16 protein-coding genes are annotated in these 16,686 nt (G+C 62.6%); 5 read left to right on the top strand and 11 right to left on the bottom strand.

All coding sequences use genetic code 11. The features are described from left to right. Positions 1 to 182: 182 nt before the first annotated feature. The 6 genes from AB5Y98_RS11800 to AB5Y98_RS11825 are packed head-to-tail and all read right to left on the bottom strand — an operon-like array spanning position 183 to position 5,013. On the bottom strand, positions 183 to 1,361 hold the full coding sequence (locus AB5Y98_RS11800) for a hypothetical protein (RefSeq protein ID WP_368231954.1): 1,179 nt from the start codon (positions 1,359 to 1,361) through the stop codon (positions 183 to 185). Between the two features lie 2 nt (positions 1,362 to 1,363). Then, positions 1,364 to 2,026, bottom strand: coding sequence for an energy transducer TonB (locus tag AB5Y98_RS11805; RefSeq protein WP_017766612.1), 663 nt, complete (start codon positions 2,024 to 2,026; stop codon positions 1,364 to 1,366). Beyond that, entirely contained in the window at positions 2,023 to 2,424 is a 402-nt protein-coding gene (locus AB5Y98_RS11810; protein WP_010635580.1) for a biopolymer transporter ExbD, read from the bottom strand. Before AB5Y98_RS11810 ends, AB5Y98_RS11805 begins: the two co-directional genes overlap by 4 nt. Then, entirely contained in the window at positions 2,421 to 2,951 is a 531-nt protein-coding gene (locus AB5Y98_RS11815) for a MotA/TolQ/ExbB proton channel family protein (protein ID WP_005307253.1), read from the bottom strand. Before AB5Y98_RS11815 ends, AB5Y98_RS11810 begins: the two co-directional genes overlap by 4 nt. Then, on the bottom strand, positions 2,948 to 4,255 hold the full coding sequence (locus tag AB5Y98_RS11820) for a MotA/TolQ/ExbB proton channel family protein (RefSeq protein ID WP_368231955.1): 1,308 nt from the start codon (positions 4,253 to 4,255) through the stop codon (positions 2,948 to 2,950). Before AB5Y98_RS11820 ends, AB5Y98_RS11815 begins: the two co-directional genes overlap by 4 nt. Next, positions 4,252 to 5,013 carry a DUF3450 domain-containing protein gene (locus tag AB5Y98_RS11825; RefSeq protein WP_201971875.1) on the bottom strand — a complete coding sequence of 254 codons (762 nt, stop codon included), beginning with the start codon at positions 5,011 to 5,013 and terminating at the stop codon, positions 4,252 to 4,254. The genes AB5Y98_RS11820 and AB5Y98_RS11825 overlap by 4 nt, the downstream gene beginning before the upstream one ends. A gap of 209 nt (positions 5,014 to 5,222) precedes the next feature. Here AB5Y98_RS11825 and AB5Y98_RS11830 point away from each other — a divergent pair, with 209 nt between their 5' ends. Beyond that, positions 5,223 to 5,999 carry a LuxR family transcriptional regulator gene (locus tag AB5Y98_RS11830; RefSeq protein WP_016352388.1) on the top strand — a complete coding sequence of 259 codons (777 nt, stop codon included), beginning with the start codon at positions 5,223 to 5,225 and terminating at the stop codon, positions 5,997 to 5,999. Between the two features lie 69 nt (positions 6,000 to 6,068). On the opposite strand, the gene glmS is transcribed toward AB5Y98_RS11830, so the two are convergent. Continuing rightward, positions 6,069 to 7,901, bottom strand: coding sequence for a glutamine--fructose-6-phosphate transaminase (isomerizing) (gene glmS, locus AB5Y98_RS11835; RefSeq protein ID WP_017785154.1), 1,833 nt, complete (start codon positions 7,899 to 7,901; stop codon positions 6,069 to 6,071). A gap of 51 nt (positions 7,902 to 7,952) precedes the next feature. After that, positions 7,953 to 8,726: a DeoR/GlpR family DNA-binding transcription regulator gene (locus tag AB5Y98_RS11840; RefSeq protein WP_368231956.1), complete on the bottom strand. Its 774-nt coding sequence runs from the start codon at positions 8,724 to 8,726 to the stop codon at positions 7,953 to 7,955. Positions 8,727 to 8,847: 121 nt separating this feature from the next. Between AB5Y98_RS11840 and blrA the strand changes: the two genes are divergently transcribed. From blrA to creD, 4 genes are all read left to right on the top strand, one after another. Beyond that, positions 8,848 to 9,522, top strand: a complete 675-nt coding sequence (gene blrA, locus AB5Y98_RS11845; protein ID WP_368231957.1) for a beta-lactam response regulator transcription factor BlrA — start codon at positions 8,848 to 8,850, stop codon at positions 9,520 to 9,522. 34 nt (positions 9,523 to 9,556) lie between these two features. Next, positions 9,557 to 10,978 (top strand): beta-lactam sensor histidine kinase BlrB, encoded by a 1,422-nt coding sequence (gene blrB, locus AB5Y98_RS11850; protein ID WP_368231958.1) that lies wholly within the window; start codon positions 9,557 to 9,559, stop codon positions 10,976 to 10,978. Between the two features lie 75 nt (positions 10,979 to 11,053). Next, entirely contained in the window at positions 11,054 to 11,848 is a 795-nt protein-coding gene (gene blaOXA / locus AB5Y98_RS11855; RefSeq protein WP_368231959.1) for an OXA-12 family class D beta-lactamase, read from the top strand. Positions 11,849 to 11,965: 117 nt separating this feature from the next. After that, positions 11,966 to 13,327 carry a cell envelope integrity protein CreD gene (gene creD / locus AB5Y98_RS11860; RefSeq protein ID WP_368231960.1) on the top strand — a complete coding sequence of 454 codons (1,362 nt, stop codon included), beginning with the start codon at positions 11,966 to 11,968 and terminating at the stop codon, positions 13,325 to 13,327. 50 nt (positions 13,328 to 13,377) lie between these two features. Here the strand turns inward: creD and glmU are convergent, their stop codons facing one another. The 3 genes from glmU to atpD form a co-directional block, all read right to left on the bottom strand. Continuing rightward, positions 13,378 to 14,739 (bottom strand): bifunctional UDP-N-acetylglucosamine diphosphorylase/glucosamine-1-phosphate N-acetyltransferase GlmU, encoded by a 1,362-nt coding sequence (gene glmU, locus AB5Y98_RS11865; protein WP_368231961.1) that lies wholly within the window; start codon positions 14,737 to 14,739, stop codon positions 13,378 to 13,380. A gap of 93 nt (positions 14,740 to 14,832) precedes the next feature. Next, complete coding sequence (locus AB5Y98_RS11870) at positions 14,833 to 15,261, bottom strand: F0F1 ATP synthase subunit epsilon (protein WP_005307217.1); 429 nt, start codon at positions 15,259 to 15,261, stop codon at positions 14,833 to 14,835. Between the two features lie 18 nt (positions 15,262 to 15,279). After that, a complete protein-coding gene (gene atpD, locus AB5Y98_RS11875; RefSeq protein ID WP_005307215.1) occupies positions 15,280 to 16,668 on the bottom strand; it encodes a F0F1 ATP synthase subunit beta in 1,389 nt (462 codons plus the stop codon). Positions 16,669 to 16,686 lie beyond the last annotated feature (18 nt).

Here is a 16,686-nt window from a genome sequence, read left to right on the forward strand (position 1 = left end):
TTCGCTTTTCTTTCGGCGCTGGCTTCACGAGGAAGCGAGCTCATCAGGTTGGCGTGTTCTGCCGTGCTGGTGAGGGCGCATTATAGGGAGGCGCGCCGCGATGACAAGGGATTTTTGCAAAAATGCGTTCGTTTGCTGAAAAAGCAGACTAAAACCCTCTAATCACAGGTTTCCACCCGGTTTCACGCCGCTTTTTTGCTCAACTCTTCGCTTTGAGCCTGGATATAGTTGACCCAGCTGGTCGCCCGCTGCTGCCAGTTGCCCTGCTGCTGCAGCTCACGGGCCAGCACCAGCGCCTCGGCATACTGCTCCTTATTAAGGTGTGCTTGCACCAGCAGAGCCTTGGCCCTGTTGCCTTGCTCCCCTTTCACCGACTTGATGGCCGCGAGCTGAGTCATGGCGGCATCTGTTTTGCCTTGTTGCAACAGCAGCTCGGCGGCGCGCATGGCCGCCTTGGGATGAGCATGCTCACGGGCGAGCAGTTGCCAGCTGTCGACAGCCTTCGGCCACTCGCGCGCCCCTTCCCACAACTGGGCCAGCAGTTGACGGTTCTCAGCGCTTTGCTTCATCTGTCCCTTCACCATGGCAGCTTCCAGCAGGCGGGCGCCGCGATAGGGCAGCCCCTGCCAGGCATACAGGCGGATCAGCTGGTTACGGGCGGCGGCATCATCCATCAGCTGACGGTCGATGGCGGTTTGCAGCAGAGCCAGCGCCTGATCGCCGCGCTTGGCGGAGAGGTTGAGGGACACCGCCTGTTGCCACCACTTGCTCTCTGTCGGCTCGTGACGGATCAGCTCTTCGGCCTGATCGGCGGCCACAGTGTAGCGCTGCAGCGCGGTGAGAGCGGAGAGGCGGATGATGGCTGCCTGCTTCTGCCAGCTCTTCTTCAACAGCTGTTCACTCTGGCTGGCCGCCTCACCGTACTGCTTGTTGTGGTAATAGAGGCCGGCCAGACGCAGGCGCAAAGCATCATCAGCCTTGATGGCCAACGCGGCCTTGTAGCTGGCAATGGCGCCGGTCCAGTTGGACTGCTGGGCCTGGATGTCGCCGCGCAGCCGCAGCAGTTGCAGCTGTTGCTGCTCGGGCCACTCTTTATAGGCCAGCGCCTGCTCCACGTAACGGCTGGCCTGCGCGGTCTGCTGCAGGTTGGCGGCCAGGGACGCCTGCAACTGGGCCAGCCAAGCGCGCTCAGCCTCGCTATTTGGTTTGAGGCCGGATGCCTTGCTCTGGGCCTGTTGCCACTGGCCGGACTGATAGAGCTTCATCACGGGCTCCAGCTGGCGGGAGAAAAGAGGGCTCACCTCCATCGCCAGACAGGCTTGGCTGACCAGGGCCAGCACACAGATCCAGATCCGCAACATAGTTATGACTCCAGTTTGAATTTGAGCGTGATGACTTGCACCAGCTTGTCGGTGGCGCCGGGTCTCGGTTGATAGCGCCACTTGTTGATCGCCTGAATGGCCGCCCGCTCGAACTGACGCTTCGGCTTGGCCTCGACCACTTCCACATCCTGTACCCGACCGTCGGCATCGACGCTGAAACGCAGGGTCACCGACCCTTCGATGCCGGCCTGCTGGGCCCGATAGGGATAGACAGGCTCGATCCGTTGCAACGGCATCAGCATGTCACCGGCGCCGATCCCGGCACCTTGCTGCTGGCCATGGAAGTTGCCGCTCGCGACCGGGTTGGGGCTGGTTGCAACGCCAGGGGCATAGACCTGCACCGCGCTGAGGCTGGAGACCAGATCCAGGCTCGGCTGCACCGAGGGCAGCGGGGCCGCCGCAGGCATAGGCAGCGGCGTCGAGGCCAGCGCGGCAGGCGGCTCCGGCAGGGGTTCCGGCTCCTGGGGTACCGGGCGCTCACGCACCTGCACCTCGGTCACCTCGTTCTGCATGTTGATGACGATGGACTTCTGCTCGGCGCTCGCCTTCTCCCCTCTGGGCGGCTCCACCAGGGTGGCCATGAACAGCAGGATCCCCAGACTGAGGGCAATTCCCAGTCCCAGGCTCATCAGCTTGTATTTCATTTCGGTGCCACCGCCACGGCGATGTTGGCGATGCCTGCCGCCTTGGCCTCATCCATCACCCGCACCACCTTGCCGTGGGGTACCCGCTCGTCGGCCTGGATCACCAGGCTGGCATCGGGCTGTTCCGCCAGCAGGCGGGCGACGCTGGCCTGCACTCGCTCCACGTCGATCTGCTTGCGGTCGAGGAATATCTGCCCCTGAGGGCCGATCGCCAGCATGATGCTGGAGGACTTCTGCGCCTTGGCCTGGCTGGCCTGGGGCCTGTGCACCTCGAGCCCGGCTTCGCGCACGAAGGAGGTGGTGACAATAAAGAAGATCAGCATGATGAATACGATATCCAGCATGGGGGTCATGTCGATCTGCACTTCGTCGCGCTGGCGTTTGGATTGCCGTCTCATTGCATTACCTTCTCTTCTCGCAGGCCGTCCCGGGTCTTGGCCAGCGCACGCTTGGCCTGGCTCTCGAGCCGGCTGAGTAACAACACGCCGGAGAGCGCGACCACCATGCCAGCCATGGTGGGGATGGTGGCACGGGAGATCCCGCCCGCCATGCTCTCCGGGTTAAAGCGGTTGGCCGCGGCCAACGCATCGAATACGCCTATCATGCCGGTCACGGTACCCAGCAGCCCCAGCATGGGGCAGAGCACGACCAGGGTGCGGATGAAGATCAGATGACGGTTGAGCTCAAGCTCGGCCTCGGCCAGCCAGCGCCCGCGAATCGCCCGAGCGTGCCAGCTGTGGCGCTCGCTGCGGGCCTGCCAGCGGCCGAGCAGCTGGCGCTGCAGCGGGGCAAACCCCAGGTTGAGGTAGAGCAGCCGCTCGATCATCAGAATCCACATCAGCACCAGCAGGGCCAGAATGACCCAGAGCACCGGGCCGCCACGACCCATGAAGCTCTGCAGCTGTTGCCAGATGTCGAGCATCATGCCGCCCGCTCCATCCCGTCACGGTTGCTTTCGGCCCGCTCGGCCAGAATGCCGGCCACCTGCTGCTCCAGCACGTTGGAGAGCTCGGTGAAGCGGGATTGCAGCAGGCTGTGGGCCAGGATCAGCGGAATGGCCGCCACCAGACCCTGTACCGTGGTGACCAGCGCCATGGAGATGCCGCCCGCCATGATCTTGGGATCGCCGGTGCCGAACTGGGTGATGGCCTGGAAGGTGCCGATCATCCCGGTCACGGTACCGAGCAGCCCCAGCATGGGGGCAATGGCCGCGATCACCTTGACCATGCCGATGCCGCGCTCCATGCGGGGGGTCTCCTGCAGGATCGCCTCGTCGAGACGCAGTTCGAGGGTCTCCATGCTCAGCTCGGGATGCTTGTCAGCCACCGTCAGCACCCGGCCGAGGGCGTTGTCGGCATGATATTCACCGCTCTTGAGCTGGCGACGAACCCGACCCAGTTCGCGGGAAAGGCTCCACAGCCGCACCCCGGCGATCCCCAGGCCGATGGCGGCCAGCAGCACTATGATGGCGCCGACCTGGCCGCCCTGCTGGACTTGCTGCCAGAAGGTAGGGGCTTGCGCCAGCATTGCCAGCAGGGTGCCGTGGGAGGGATCCAGCGGCAGCGTTTCTCCTTCCTGGCCTTGATAGGCGGCCGCGGCGGAGAGCACGTTGCCGGGCAGGCCCAGCACCGGGCTCAGGCCTTCGGCAGTGGGTTGCAGGAACCCCTGCTCGCCAAACAGCGCGAAGCTGCCGACCCGGGTCAGCGATTGCTCGCTGGCCGCCCCCTGGGCATCCAGCACCTTGCCGTTGAACTGGGCAACCCGGCCCGACTCGCGGATCTCCTGCAGCAAGGTGGCAGGCAGCAGGGCGAGGGCGGCGCGATCCGGTACCTGCTTCTCCTGTGCCATCGCCTTGAGCGGCGCGAGGCGCTCGGGGTACTGACCTTCGACCGCGGATTCACTCAGCAGCTTGACCGCATCGCTGGCCCCCTGACGGGTGACCGCAAAGATCTCGTTCATGTCGCCGGAGGCCTGCTCCCACTGGGCATTGAGCTCCACCAGCTGCTTCTCATTGGTAGCGAACTGGCTGGCCAGCTCCTTGCTCAGGCGCTGGGCCTCGGCCAGCTTGGCGCGGGCACTGTTCAGCTCCTTGGAAACGGACGCCAGATCCTGCTGCGCCTGCTGTTCACGGGCCTGTTCCTGCTGCTGCCAGGCTTCATCGGCCACGGCGGCAGTGGTGCCCAGAGCGAGGGCGAGGGCGAGGGGGAACCACTTCATGGTGACGCTCATGACTGGGCCTCCTGACCACGGCTGACGGAAAGGGGGACATTCAACAACTGGGGAACCTTCTTGTCGGCGGCCATCTCCAGTGCCTCGGCGACGGGGGAGAGCCACTGGCTGTCGAGGGGCTGCCACTGCTTGTTCTGCCCGGACCAGCGCCACGCCTGGGAACGATCGGCGGTCATCGCCAACAGGGAGACCCGACCCACCGCCAGCACGTCGACCCGGCGCGGCGCGCCGTCCAGCACCAGTTCGGCGGCATAGCTGTCGAGCCGACTGCCATATTCGGCTTCGATCTGGTAGGCCTGCAGCAGCTGGCGGAACTTCTCCGCCTCGCTCACGTCGGCTCGGGCCAGGGTGGCTTTCAGCTGTTCAACCCGCGCCAGGCGATCTTCCTTGCGCAGCGGAATGTCGCTCTCCACCAGCTGTTCCAGCTCGGCCTGCATCTGCAGCATCAGCGGGATCAGGCCCTGCCGGGTCTCCTGTACCGCCTCCAGCTGCTGATTCAGCTTGCCCAGCTCATTTTGCTGATCGGCCACCAGAGACTGCATGTAGCGGTTGTAGGCTTCCAGATCGCGCAGTTGCAGCTGCGCATTCTGCAGCTCCAGCCTGGCGGCAACGGCCGCATCGGCGGCTTTCTCCACGCGCTGCTGGGAGGCTTTCCCGGCAGCTATGCTGTTTTTCAGTGCCGGCGCGACCAGCTCGTCGGCGCCGGCAGCGAAGTGGACTGACAGTGGCAACAAGGCCAAACCCCAAAACTTGTTCATGATATAAATCTTAACAATGATAACTATTCTCATTGTCTCAGAGTGGAGGGTCAGTGGCAATCAGATGATTTTGTTGGCCTTCGGCTGAAAAAACAGGATAATTTTTAAGCAAGCACGGGAGTCACTGGCGTTGTTCGTCACAACACCAAATTAATAAATAAAAAATATCTTTTCGATCAATGTGATAGAGATCGAAAAAGGAGAAGTTCATGTTCAACGATGCGATCTGGGAACATATCGATCGGTTCACCAAGGCCAAGAAGACCAGCGACATCCAGCAGCAGCTGGAGCGCTTCAGTCACCAGATGGGCTTTGATTACTTTCGTTTGCTGATTATTTTCCCCATCAGCATGCAGAAATCCCATGTGGCGTTGTTCAACAACTGCCCCACCAGCTGGTTCGATGCCTATTCGGAGCGGCACTACCTGACCCAGGATCCGGTCGTCTTCCTGGGGCTGAAACAGACCCAGCCCATCTTCTGGAACAAGCTCGACTGCGACTCCCCCTGGCTGCCCAGCGCCAGCCGGGAGGTGATGAACCTGGCCGCCGACTTCGGGGTGAGAAACGGCGTCTCCTTCCCGCTGCACACGCCGCAGGGGGAACACGGCATCCTCTCCTTCATCAGCAAGGAGAAGTCCAATTCCGATCTGATGTTTGAAAACGTTCCCTTGCTGTCGTTCTGCGCCAGCTACATCTTCAACTCGGCGCTGCAGCTGATAAAGAGCAGGCCGGATCTGATGAAGTATCTGACCGAACTGTCCGATCGGGAGAAGGAGTGCCTGTTCTGGGCCAGCGAGGGCAAGACCTCCTGGGAGATCGCCACCATCCTCGGCATCAGCGAGCGGACCGTGAACTTCCACCTCAATCAGGTCACCAACAAGACCGACTCGAAGAACCGCAACCAGGCGATCGCCAAGAGCATCTCCAGCGGCATCATAGTACCTTCGCTGGACGACGTGACTATCACCAACCTGCGGTTGTCGTGACGCCAGCCCGGCAGCACAGCCAATAAAAAAGAGCCGCAATGCGGCTCTTTTTTCATTTCCGGCGACGGCTTATTCCACGGTCACGGATTTCGCCAGGTTGCGCGGCTGATCCACGTCGGTGCCCTTGATGAGGGCAACATGGTAGGAGAGCAGCTGCAGCGGCACGGTATAGACGATCGGCGCGATCACCTCTTCCACGTGGTTCAGGCTCATCACCCGCATGGTCTCGTCGCTCTTGAAGCCGGTATCGGCATCGGCGAAGACGTAGAGGATACCGCCACGGGCACGCACCTCTTCCACGTTGGACTTGAGCTTCTCCAGCAGATCGTTGTTCGGCGCCACCACTATGATGGGCATCTCGGCATCGATCAGCGCCAGCGGACCGTGCTTCAACTCACCGGCGGCATAGGCCTCGGCGTGGATGTAGGAGATCTCTTTCAGCTTGAGCGCCCCTTCCATGGCGATGGGGTACTGGCTGCCGCGACCCAGGAACAGGCTGTGGTGCTTGTCGGCAAACTCTTCGGCCAGGGCTTCGATATCCTTGGCCAGCGCCAGGCTCTCCTTGATGCGCAGCGGCAGGGCCTGCAGCGCCTTGACCAGCTCAGCTTCGGCGGCGGTGCTCAGGTGGCCGCGGCAACGACCGATGGAGGCCACCAGCATCAGCAGACCGGCCAGCTGGGTGGTGAACGCCTTGGTAGAGGCCACGCCAATTTCAGCCCCCGCTCGGGTCATAAAGGCCAGATCCGATTCGCGCACCAAGGAGGAGCCCGGCACGTTGCAGATGGCCAGCGAGCTCATGTAGCCGGACTCCTTGGCCAGGCGCAGGGCGGCCAGGGTATCGGCGGTCTCGCCGCTCTGGGAGAGGGTCACCAGCAGGCTGTTGGGGCGCACCACCGACTTGCGGTAGCGGAATTCGGAGGCGATCTCCACGTCGCAGGAGACGCCGGCGATCTCTTCGAACCAGTAGCGAGCCACCATGCCGGAATGATAGGAGGTGCCACAGGCGACGATCTGCACGTGATCGACCTTGTCGAAGATGGCGCGCGCACCGTTGCCGAACGACTCAACCACCACGTGATCACCGCCCAGACGCCCTTCCAGGGTGTTGGTGATGGCCTTGGGTTGCTCGTGGATCTCTTTGAGCATGTAGTGGCGGTACTCGCCCTTGTCACCGGCGTCGTGGGAGAGTTCGGACTCCTGCTCTTCACGCACCACGGCCTCGCCGTGGGTATCGAAGATGTGCACGTCGCGACGGGTCACTTCGGCCACGTCACCCTCTTCCAAGAAGATGAAGCGACGGGTCACCGGCAGCAGCGCCATCTGGTCGGAAGCGATAAAGTTCTCGCCGATGCCGCGGCCGATCACCAGCGGGGAGCCGGAACGGGCCACCACCACGCGGCTGTCGTCACGGCTGTCCATCACCACGGTGCCGTAGGCGCCGCGCAGCTGCTTCACCGCGACCTGCATGGCAGCCAGCAGGCTGGGGGCGGATTTCAGCTCGTGGTGCACCAGGTGGGCGATCACCTCGGTGTCGGTGTCGGAGCTGAACACATAGCCCAGCGCCTTCAACTCTTCCCGCAGCTCTTCGTGGTTCTCGATGATGCCGTTGTGCACCACCACGATATGCTCGGAGACGTGAGGGTGGGCATTGCGCTCGGACGGTTCGCCGTGAGTGGCCCAGCGAGTGTGGGCAATGCCGGTACCGCCGTGCACGGACTGCTCGTCCAGCGCCTTGGCCAGCTCGGCCACCTTGCCGAGGCGACGCACCCGCTGCAGCGGCTGACTGGCGCTGAACACGGCCACACCGGCCGAGTCGTAGCCGCGGTATTCCAGACGGCGCAGACCCTCTACCAGAATTTCAGCCACATCACGTTGGGCGACGGCCCCGACGATGCCACACATACACTTCTCCTTAAGACGCTATTGATTCGGTTGGATAATCATTTGTTCAGGTCAGACTGCCACGGGGGCGCAGACCAGCTGGATCCCCTTGGCCTGAATTCGTTCTCTGGCCGAGATGGCCAGCCCGTCATCGGTCACCAGGGTATGGATGCTGGACCAGGGCAGTTCGAGATTGGGGATCTTGCGGCCGATCTTTTCCGACTCCACCATGACGATGACCTCCCGCGACACCTCGGCCATCACCCGGGACAGTCCCACCAGCTCGTTGAAGGTGGTGGTACCGCGTTCCGGATCGATGCCGTCGGCGCCGATGAACAGCTGGTCGAAGTCATAGGAGCGCAGCACCTGCTCCGCCACCTGACCCTGGAAGGATTCGGAGTGGGGGTCCCATGTGCCTCCCGTCATTAACAGGGTAGGCTCGTTTTCCAGCTCGCGCAGGGCGCCGGCCACATTGAGGGAGTTGGTCATCACGATGAGACCGCGCTTGTTGCCGAGCAGCGGAATCATGGCGCTGGTGGTGGTGCCGCTGTCGATGATGACGCGGTTGTGATCGCGGATCCGTTCGGCCGCCGCCTTGGCGATAGCCAGCTTTCGTTTCGAAACTTGCTCTGGATTGCCGTCCACCACCATCTCGCTGGGCAGGGGCACGGCGCCACCGTAACGACGCAGCAACAGGCCACCGGTCTCCAGCACGGCCAGATCTTTGCGAATGGTCACCTCGGAGGTGGAGAAGTGCTTGGCCAGGGCATCGACGCTCACTTCACCCTGCTCCTGCACCAGGCTGACGATGGTGTGACGGCGCTGCTGAGTATTACGTTTGGTCATTTTAAAGTTTCGATTCGAAAGAATGTCGAAATATTAATGCCTTTTCTGGAAAAATCAAACGGCAAATAGGATCCGTTATGGTTCGATGCCAGAATGGGGGCTGATTTGCGACGAGGATGCCATGCAAAAACGAACCATCTGGCTGGTAGAAGATGAAGCCAGCATCGCCGACACCCTGATCTATGCCCTGCAAACCGATGGCTTCGAGGTGGAGTGGTTTTCCCTCGGCCAGCCGTTGCTGGCGCGACTTGCCCAGTCGCGCCCCGATTTCCTGATCCTGGATGTGGGTCTGCCGGACATCAGCGGCTTCGAGCTGTGCAAGGAGGTACGAGCCCGCTGCGACGTTCCCCTGATGTTCCTCACCGCCCGCAGCGAAGAGATAGACCGGCTGATCGGGCTGGAGATTGGGGCCGACGACTACGTGGCCAAGCCCTTCTCGCCCCGCGAGGTGTGCGCCAGGGTGCGGGTTATCCTGCGCCGCAGCCAGCCAGCCGCCCCCCAGCCAAACCAGACCCTCACCCTGGACGAGGAGCGGGCCCGCATCAGCTTTCACGGCCAGCCGCTGGCGCTCACCCGCTACGAGTACCTGCTGCTCAAGACCCTGATGCTGACGCCGGGCCGGGTCTACTCCCGCCAGCAGCTGATGGATCTGGTGTGGAGCGGGGCGGAAGAGAGCCTGGATCGCACCGTCGACACCCACATCAAGACCATCCGCGCCAAGCTGCGAGAGCGGGATCCGGACGCCAACCTGATCCTGACTCACCGCGGATTGGGTTACAGCCTGGAGCTGGCATGAACAGACGGTTGCCGGGTCACGGCTGGGGGATGACATGAGAATCGGACTGCAACTGCTGTGCGGGCTGGTGCTGATCTTTGCGCTGGCCGCCTGGTTCGTGCTGGAGATCTTCGTCGAGGAGATCAAACCCGGGGTGCGCAGCGCCACCGAAGATACCCTGGTGGACATGGCCCAGATGCTGGCCCCGCTCGCGCTGGATGACCTGCAGGAGGGGAAGATGGCCGACGGCCGGCTGGCCAGCGCCTTCGCCCGCCTCAACCAGAGCCCCATCAACGCCCTCATCGACGGCCACCTCAAGCAGCAGGCGGAGTACCGCATCTATGTGGTCGACCGCTGGGGCAAGGTGGTTTACGACTCGGACGGGGTGGACCTGGGCAAGGACTACTCGCGCTGGAACGACGTCTATCTGACCCTGCGCGGTGAATACGGCGCCCGCAGCACCCGCAGCGATCCCGACGATCCCACCAGCTCGGTGATGCACGTCGCCGCCCCGCTGCGGGAGGGGGACGACATCCTCGGCTCCCTCACCGTCGCCAAACCAAACCGCACCCTGCTGCCCATGATAGAACGCAGCGAGCACCAGCTGCTGCAGGGGGCTGCCTTGCTGCTGTTCATCTCACTGCTCATCGGTGCCCTGCTGGTGTGGTGGCTCAACCGCGCCATCGGCAAGCTGGTGCACTATGCCGATGCGGTCAGCCAGGGCCAGCCCGCCACTCTGCCACGCCTCTACAGCCCGGAGCTGGACCGGCTCGGCCGCTCCCTTGAGACCATGCGCCGCCAGCTGGACGGCAAGGCCTACATCGAAGCCTATGTGCACAGCCTGACCCACGAGCTCAAGAGCCCGCTGGCCGCCATCCGCGGGGCAGGGGAAATACTGACCGAAGCGCCGCCACCCGACGTCGCCACTCGTTTTATCGGCAACATCAATCTGGAGACGGCCCGCATGCAGCAGCTGATCGAGCGGATGCTGCAGCTGGCCAAACTGGAGTCGGGGCAGGGGCTGGACAGACAGGCGGTCGAGCCGGCCAGGCTGGGCAGACGGGCGCTCGACGCCCGCCAGATCCTGGCCCAGCGCCGCCAGATCACCCTGCACGCCGAGCTGGGGGAAACCCAGAAACAGAAGTGGGATCCCCTGCTGGTGGAGCAGGCCCTCGGCAACCTGCTGGACAACGCCCTCGACTTCTCCCCCGTCGGCAGCACTCTCAGGCTGAGCGGCGCCATGGAGGAGGGGGGTTACTGCTTCCGGGTGCGGGATCAGGGGCCTGGTATTCCGGACTATGCCCTGCCGCGCATCTTCGAGCGCTTCTACTCCCTGCCCAGACCCGACAAGGGCAAGAGCAGCGGCCTCGGGCTCAGCTTCGCCATGGAGGTGACGCGCCAACACGGCGGCCGGCTGACCCTCACCAACCAGGCTGACGGCGGAGTGCTGGCCGAGCTCTGGTTGCCAGCGGGCTGACACTTCACACTGGGCACATAAAGCGGCGCTATGCTGGTGTTTTCCCAGCGAACTTTATGTGCTCAAGGAGCCCCCATGTCCCGCCTTCTGTTATCCGGCCTGCTCGGCGCAGGCCTGCTGTTTTCGCTGCCGACCAGCGCCGCCACCGGCTGCTTTCTCTATGCCGACGGCAACGGCCAGACCCTCTCCAGCGAAGGGGATTGTTCAAGCCAGTTGCCACCCGCGTCCACCTTCAAAATCCCGCTGGCGCTGATGGGTTATGACAGCGGCTTTCTGGTAGACGAAGAGCACCCGGCGCTGCCCTTCAAACCGGGTTACGACGACTGGCTGCCCGCCTGGCGGGAGACCACCACTCCGCGCCGCTGGGAAACCTACTCGGTGGTCTGGTTCTCCCAGCAGATCACCGAATGGCTGGGGATGGATCGCTTCCAGCAGTACGTCGATCGTTTCGACTACGGCAACCGGGATCTTTCCGGCAACCCCGGCAAACACGACGGTCTGACCCAGGCCTGGCTCAGCACCAGCCTGGCCATCAGTCCAGAGGAGCAGGCCCGCTTCCTCGGCAAGATGGTGAGCGGCAAGCTGCCGGTGTCGGCGCAGACCCTGCAGTACACCGCCAACATCCTTAAGGTGAGCGAGATCGACGGCTGGCAGATCCACGGCAAGACCGGCATGGGCTATCCGAAAAAGCTGGATGGCAGCCTCAACCGGGATCAGCAGATCGGCTGGTTCGTCGGCTGGGCCAGCAAAGCGGGCAAGCAACTCATCTTCGTCCATACCGTGGTGCAAAAACCCGGCAAGCAGTTCGCCTCCCTCAAGGCCAAGGAAGAGGTGCTGGCCGCCCTGCCGGCCAAACTGAAAACCCTGTGACACCGAGACCGGCGCTCTGCGCCGGTTTTTTTATCCCCCTTCACCGCCGCTTCACACAGCCCCATCCCCCCTTCACCCGACCCAGCCACACTCGCTCCATCAACAAGGAGACGTGTCATGGTCAAACAGATATTCAGCCACAAGATCTTTCTGCTGCTGTTGCTCAGCCTGCTGCTGATGGTGCCGGTGCAATCCATCATGGAGCTGAACCGGGAGCGCCAGGCCTATCGCAGCCAGGCCATCCACAGCATCATGGCCAGCAGCAGCGGCCCGCAGCGGCTGCTGGGGCCGGTCGTGGTGCAGCCTTATACCCGCACCATCACGGTGGAGCAGGATGGCAAGCGCTTCGAGCGCAAGCTGCAGCTCTACCGCTACCTGCTGCCGGAACAGCTGGACGTACAGGCCAGCATGGAGGTGACCCCGCGCAAGCTCGGCATCTACCAGGCCCAGGTCTATCACACCCGGCTCTCCCTCTCCGGGCGATTGCCTGCCGAACTGAACGGTAAAACCCTGATCAGCGGCGAACCGGATCTGACCGTCGATGGGACAGATCCCGCCCTGGTGGCAGGCAAACCCTATCTGAGCCTGGTGCTGTCCGATGCCCGCGGCATCAACCGGGTACCCGAGCTGCAACTGGGTGAGCAGCGCATCCCATTCGCCCCCGGCGCCCTGCTGGGTGACGGACTGGCCGGCATCCATGCGCCGCTCGCGGCCCTGCCGGGGGAGGGTGGCGCTTTTCACATCGAACTGGACCTGCAGGGGATGAACCAGCTGGAAGTGGTGCCGCTTGGCCAGGACAGCAGACTCAACCTCGCCAGCAACTGGCCCCACCCCAACTTCATCGGCGACTTTCTGCCGGGCAGCCGCACCCTTACCGCCAGCGGTTTCGAGGCGAGCTGGCAGAGCAGCTGGTTTGCCACCGACATGGAGAGCCGTTTCAACCGGATGATGAAGGGTGCCAGCGGCGATCTGCCCGCCTTCAGCGTCAGCCTGGTGCAGCCGGTGGATCACTATCAGCAGAACGAGCGGGCCGCCAAGTATGCGCTGCTGTTCATCGGCCTAACCTTCCTCAGCTTTTTCATGTTCGAGCTGCTCAAGGGGCTGCGGGTGCACCCGATCCAGTACGCGCTGGTGGGCATGGGGCTGGCCATCTTCTATCTGGTGCTGCTGGCACTGACCGAACACCTCGGCTTTGCCTGGGCCTATCTGATTGCCGCCCTGGCCAGCGTGGCCCTCAACGGCTTCTACCTCAGCCATGTGCTGGGTGGCCCCAAACAGGGGCTCGGTTTCGCGGCCCTGCTGGGGCTGGTCTACGCCATCCTGTTCGGCTTGCTGCAGGCCGAGGAGATAGCCCTGCTGCTCGGCGCCCTGCTGCTGTTCGCCATCCTGGCGCTGATCATGGTGCTGACCCGCAAGCTGGACTGGTATCGGGTGATGGGGAACGCCCCGACGCCCCCCGCCAGCGGGCAGGAGAGCTGAAAACAAAACCGGCGCCATCAGGCGCCGGTTTGCATTTCATTGATCGGGCATCACTTCTTCTTGACCGGGCGAGGCCAGTTCGGAATATGACGCTGAGCCACCCGGGTGATCACCAGCTCGTTCTCGGCCACGTCCTTGGTGATGGTGGAGCCGGCCCCCAGGGTCGCCCCCTTGCCGATCCGCACCGGCGCCACCAGCTGGGTATCGGAGCCGACGAAGACGTCATCCTCGATGATGGTCTGGAACTTGTTCACCCCGTCGTAGTTGCAGGTGATGGTGCCGGCCCCGATGTTCACCTTGGCACCCACCTCGGCATCCCCCAGATAGGTCAGATGACCGCACTTGGAGCCAACCCCGAGGCGTGCCTTCTTCATCTCGACGAAATTGCCGACGTGGGCATCCTGCTCCAGTACGGCACCCGGGCGCAGGCGAGTAAAAGGACCGACCGAGCACTGGTCGGCGATTTGCGCGCCTTCGATGACGGAGTAGGGTTTCACCTCGGTGTGATCGCCGATCACGCAATCCTTCAGCACGCTGCCGGCCCCGATGAGGACGTGGTTGCCCAGCACTACCTTGCCTTCAATGATGACGTTGACGTCGATCACCACCTCTTCCCCGATCTCCAGGGTGCCACGCAGATCGAAGCGGGCCGGGTCGATCAGGGTGGCACCGGCGATCATCAGCTTCTCGGCCTGCATCTGCTGATAGCTGCGCTCGAGCTGGGCCAGCTGCACCCGGTTGTTGGCCCCTTCAACCTCCATGGCGCTGTCCGGGTGAACCGCGGCGATGGGGCAGTTGTCGGCGTGGGCCATGGCAATGACGTCGGTCAGATAGAACTCGCCTTGGGCATTCTTGTTGTCCAGACGGGAGAGCCAGCTGCGCAGCTGGCCACCGTTGGCCACCAGCACGCCGGTGTTCACTTCGCTGATGGCAAGCTGTTCGGCGTTGGCATCCTTCTGCTCGACGATGCCGACCACCTGGCCATTGCTGCGCACAATGCGGCCATAGCCGGTCGGGTTGTCCAGCACCACGGTCAGCAGCGCCATGCCATCGCTTGCCTTGGCGGCCAGCAGCCGCTGCAGGGTCTCGGGCTGGATCAGCGGGGTGTCGCCGTACAGCACCAGCACGTCGTCTTCATCGTTCCAGAACGGGATGGCCTGGGCGACGGCGTGGCCGGTACCCAGTTGCTGGGCCTGCAGCACCCAGTTCAGGTCGGATGCCTGGATCCGCTCCTTCAGCAGTTCGGCACCGTGGCCATAGACCAGGTGCAGCTGCTCGGCCCCCACTTGGCGGGCAGTATCGATCACATGGGAGACCATGGGCTTGTTGGCGACCGGGTGCAGTACCTTGGGCAGGGAGGAACGCATACGGGTGCCTTTACCCGCAGCCAGGATCACGACATTGAGAGACATAGCTAGCCTTTGAAACAGGTGGAAATGCTGGGCGGAGTCTATCCAACGAGTAAAAAAAAAGCGACCCGCAGGTCGCTTTTTACCTCACCGTTATTAACGGTAATTCTTTTTGACGATATCGATGACCCGCAGTTGAGCCATCGCCTTGGCCAGCTCGGTGGCAGCCTGGGCGTAGTCGATATCACCATGGGAGCTGTGGATCCGCTCTTCCGCCGCGCGTTTGGCTTCCTGGGCTTTCGCCTCATCCAAATCGTCGGCACGAATCGCGGTGTCCGCCAGCACGGTCACGGCTTCGGGTTGCACTTCCAGCATGCCGCCGGAGATGTACAGCACCTCTTCAGTTCCGTTCTGCTTCACCAAGCGGACCAGGCCCGGCTTGATGGCAGTCAGCAACGGAGCATGACCGTGGCGGAGACCCAGCTCACCTTCGGAGCCTGATACCTGAGCGGACTGCACGCGACCGGAAAACAGTTTTCCTTCGGCGCTAACCACATCCAGGTGAAAGGAGATCATCTCAGCCATGGGCCCTCCTATCGAGGCTTACAGTTTCTTGGCTTTCTCGACAACTTCGTCGATGCTGCCAACCATGTAAAACGCCTGCTCCGGCAGATCGTCGTACTCGCCTTTCAGGATGCCCTGGAAACCACGGATGGTCTCTTTCAGCGGCACGTATTTGCCCGGAGAACCGGTAAACACTTCGGCCACGAAGAACGGCTGGGACAGGAAACGCTCGATCTTACGGGCACGGGCTACGGTCAGTTTGTCTTCTTCTGACAGTTCATCCATACCCAGGATGGCGATGATGTCCTTCAGCTCTTTGTAGCGCTGCAGTACGGTCTGAACGCCACGAGCAGTCTCGTAGTGCTCCTTGCCAACCACCAGCGGATCCAGCTGACGGGAGGTGGAGTCCAGCGGGTCAACGGCCGGGTAGATACCCAGTGCCGCGATCTGACGGGACAGTACCACGGTCGCATCCAGGTGGGCGAAGGTGGTCGCCGGAGACGGGTCGGTCAAGTCATCCGCAGGCACGTAAACGGCCTGTACGGAGGTGATGGAACCGGTCTTGGTGGAGGTGATGCGTTCCTGCAGAACACCCATCTCCTCGGCCAGGGTCGGCTGGTAACCTACTGCAGAGGGCATACGGCCCAGCAGTGCGGATACTTCGGTACCGGCCAGGGTGTAACGGTAGATGTTGTCCACGAAGAACAGCACGTCACGACCTTCGTCACGGAACTTCTCGGCCATGGTCAGGCCGGTCAGCGCCACGCGCAGACGGTTTCCGGGCGGCTCGTTCATCTGACCGTAAACCAGAGATACTTTGTCCAGTACGTTGGACTCCATCATCTCGTGGTAGAAGTCGTTACCCTCACGGGTACGCTCACCTACACCGGCGAACACGGAGTAACCGCTGTGTTCGATCGCGATGTTACGGATCAGCTCCATCATGTTTACGGTCTTGCCTACACCGGCACCACCGAACAGACCAACCTTACCCCCCTTGGCGAACGGGCATACCAGGTCGATAACCTTGATACCGGTCTCCAGCAGGTCGTTGCTGTTGGACTGATCTTCGTAGCTGGGAGCCGCGCGGTGGATGGACCAACGCTCTTCTTCACCGATCGGACCTTTTTCGTCGATCGGATCGCCCAGTACGTTCATGATCCGACCCAGAGTCGATACGCCGACCGGCACCTGGATGGATTTACCGCTATTCACTACTTCCAACCCACGACGCAGACCGTCGGAGGAGCCCATGGTGATGCAACGAACGACGCCGCCACCGATCTGTTGCTGAACTTCCAGCACCAGACCCTGGCCTTGACCTTCGCTGACAACCTTCAGTGCATCGTACACCTGGGGCACGGCATCTTGCGGGAACTCGATGTCCACCACAGCGCCGATGATTTGGACGATGAAACCGTTACTCATGTCAAATCCTCTAAACCT

This window comes from Aeromonas sp. s3, assembly GCF_040907805.1.
Taxonomy (GTDB): domain Bacteria; phylum Pseudomonadota; class Gammaproteobacteria; order Enterobacterales; family Aeromonadaceae; genus Aeromonas; species Aeromonas dhakensis.

Excerpts from the sequence above, each read along its gene's own strand:
- AB5Y98_RS11800 (WP_368231954.1), bottom strand. The coding sequence starts at position 1,361 with ATGTTGCGGATCTGGATCTGTGTGCTGGCCCTGGTCAGCCAAGCCTGT.
- glmS (WP_017785154.1), bottom strand. The coding sequence starts at position 7,901 with ATGTGTGGCATCGTCGGGGCCGTCGCCCAACGTGATGTGGCTGAAATT.
- blrA (WP_368231957.1), top strand. The coding sequence starts at position 8,848 with ATGCAAAAACGAACCATCTGGCTGGTAGAAGATGAAGCCAGCATCGCC.
- AB5Y98_RS11805 (WP_017766612.1), bottom strand. The coding sequence starts at position 2,026 with ATGAAATACAAGCTGATGAGCCTGGGACTGGGAATTGCCCTCAGTCTG.
- AB5Y98_RS11870 (WP_005307217.1), bottom strand. The coding sequence starts at position 15,261 with ATGGCTGAGATGATCTCCTTTCACCTGGATGTGGTTAGCGCCGAAGGA.
- glmU (WP_368231961.1), bottom strand. The coding sequence starts at position 14,739 with ATGTCTCTCAATGTCGTGATCCTGGCTGCGGGTAAAGGCACCCGTATG.
- AB5Y98_RS11810 (WP_010635580.1), bottom strand. The coding sequence starts at position 2,424 with ATGAGACGGCAATCCAAACGCCAGCGCGACGAAGTGCAGATCGACATG.
- AB5Y98_RS11825 (WP_201971875.1), bottom strand. The coding sequence starts at position 5,013 with ATGAACAAGTTTTGGGGTTTGGCCTTGTTGCCACTGTCAGTCCACTTC.
- blrB (WP_368231958.1), top strand. The coding sequence starts at position 9,557 with ATGAGAATCGGACTGCAACTGCTGTGCGGGCTGGTGCTGATCTTTGCG.
- creD (WP_368231960.1), top strand. The coding sequence starts at position 11,966 with ATGGTCAAACAGATATTCAGCCACAAGATCTTTCTGCTGCTGTTGCTC.
- AB5Y98_RS11820 (WP_368231955.1), bottom strand. The coding sequence starts at position 4,255 with ATGAGCGTCACCATGAAGTGGTTCCCCCTCGCCCTCGCCCTCGCTCTG.
- AB5Y98_RS11830 (WP_016352388.1), top strand. The coding sequence starts at position 5,223 with ATGTTCAACGATGCGATCTGGGAACATATCGATCGGTTCACCAAGGCC.
- AB5Y98_RS11815 (WP_005307253.1), bottom strand. The coding sequence starts at position 2,951 with ATGATGCTCGACATCTGGCAACAGCTGCAGAGCTTCATGGGTCGTGGC.
- atpD (WP_005307215.1), bottom strand. The coding sequence starts at position 16,668 with ATGAGTAACGGTTTCATCGTCCAAATCATCGGCGCTGTGGTGGACATC.
- blaOXA (WP_368231959.1), top strand. The coding sequence starts at position 11,054 with ATGTCCCGCCTTCTGTTATCCGGCCTGCTCGGCGCAGGCCTGCTGTTT.
- AB5Y98_RS11840 (WP_368231956.1), bottom strand. The coding sequence starts at position 8,726 with ATGACCAAACGTAATACTCAGCAGCGCCGTCACACCATCGTCAGCCTG.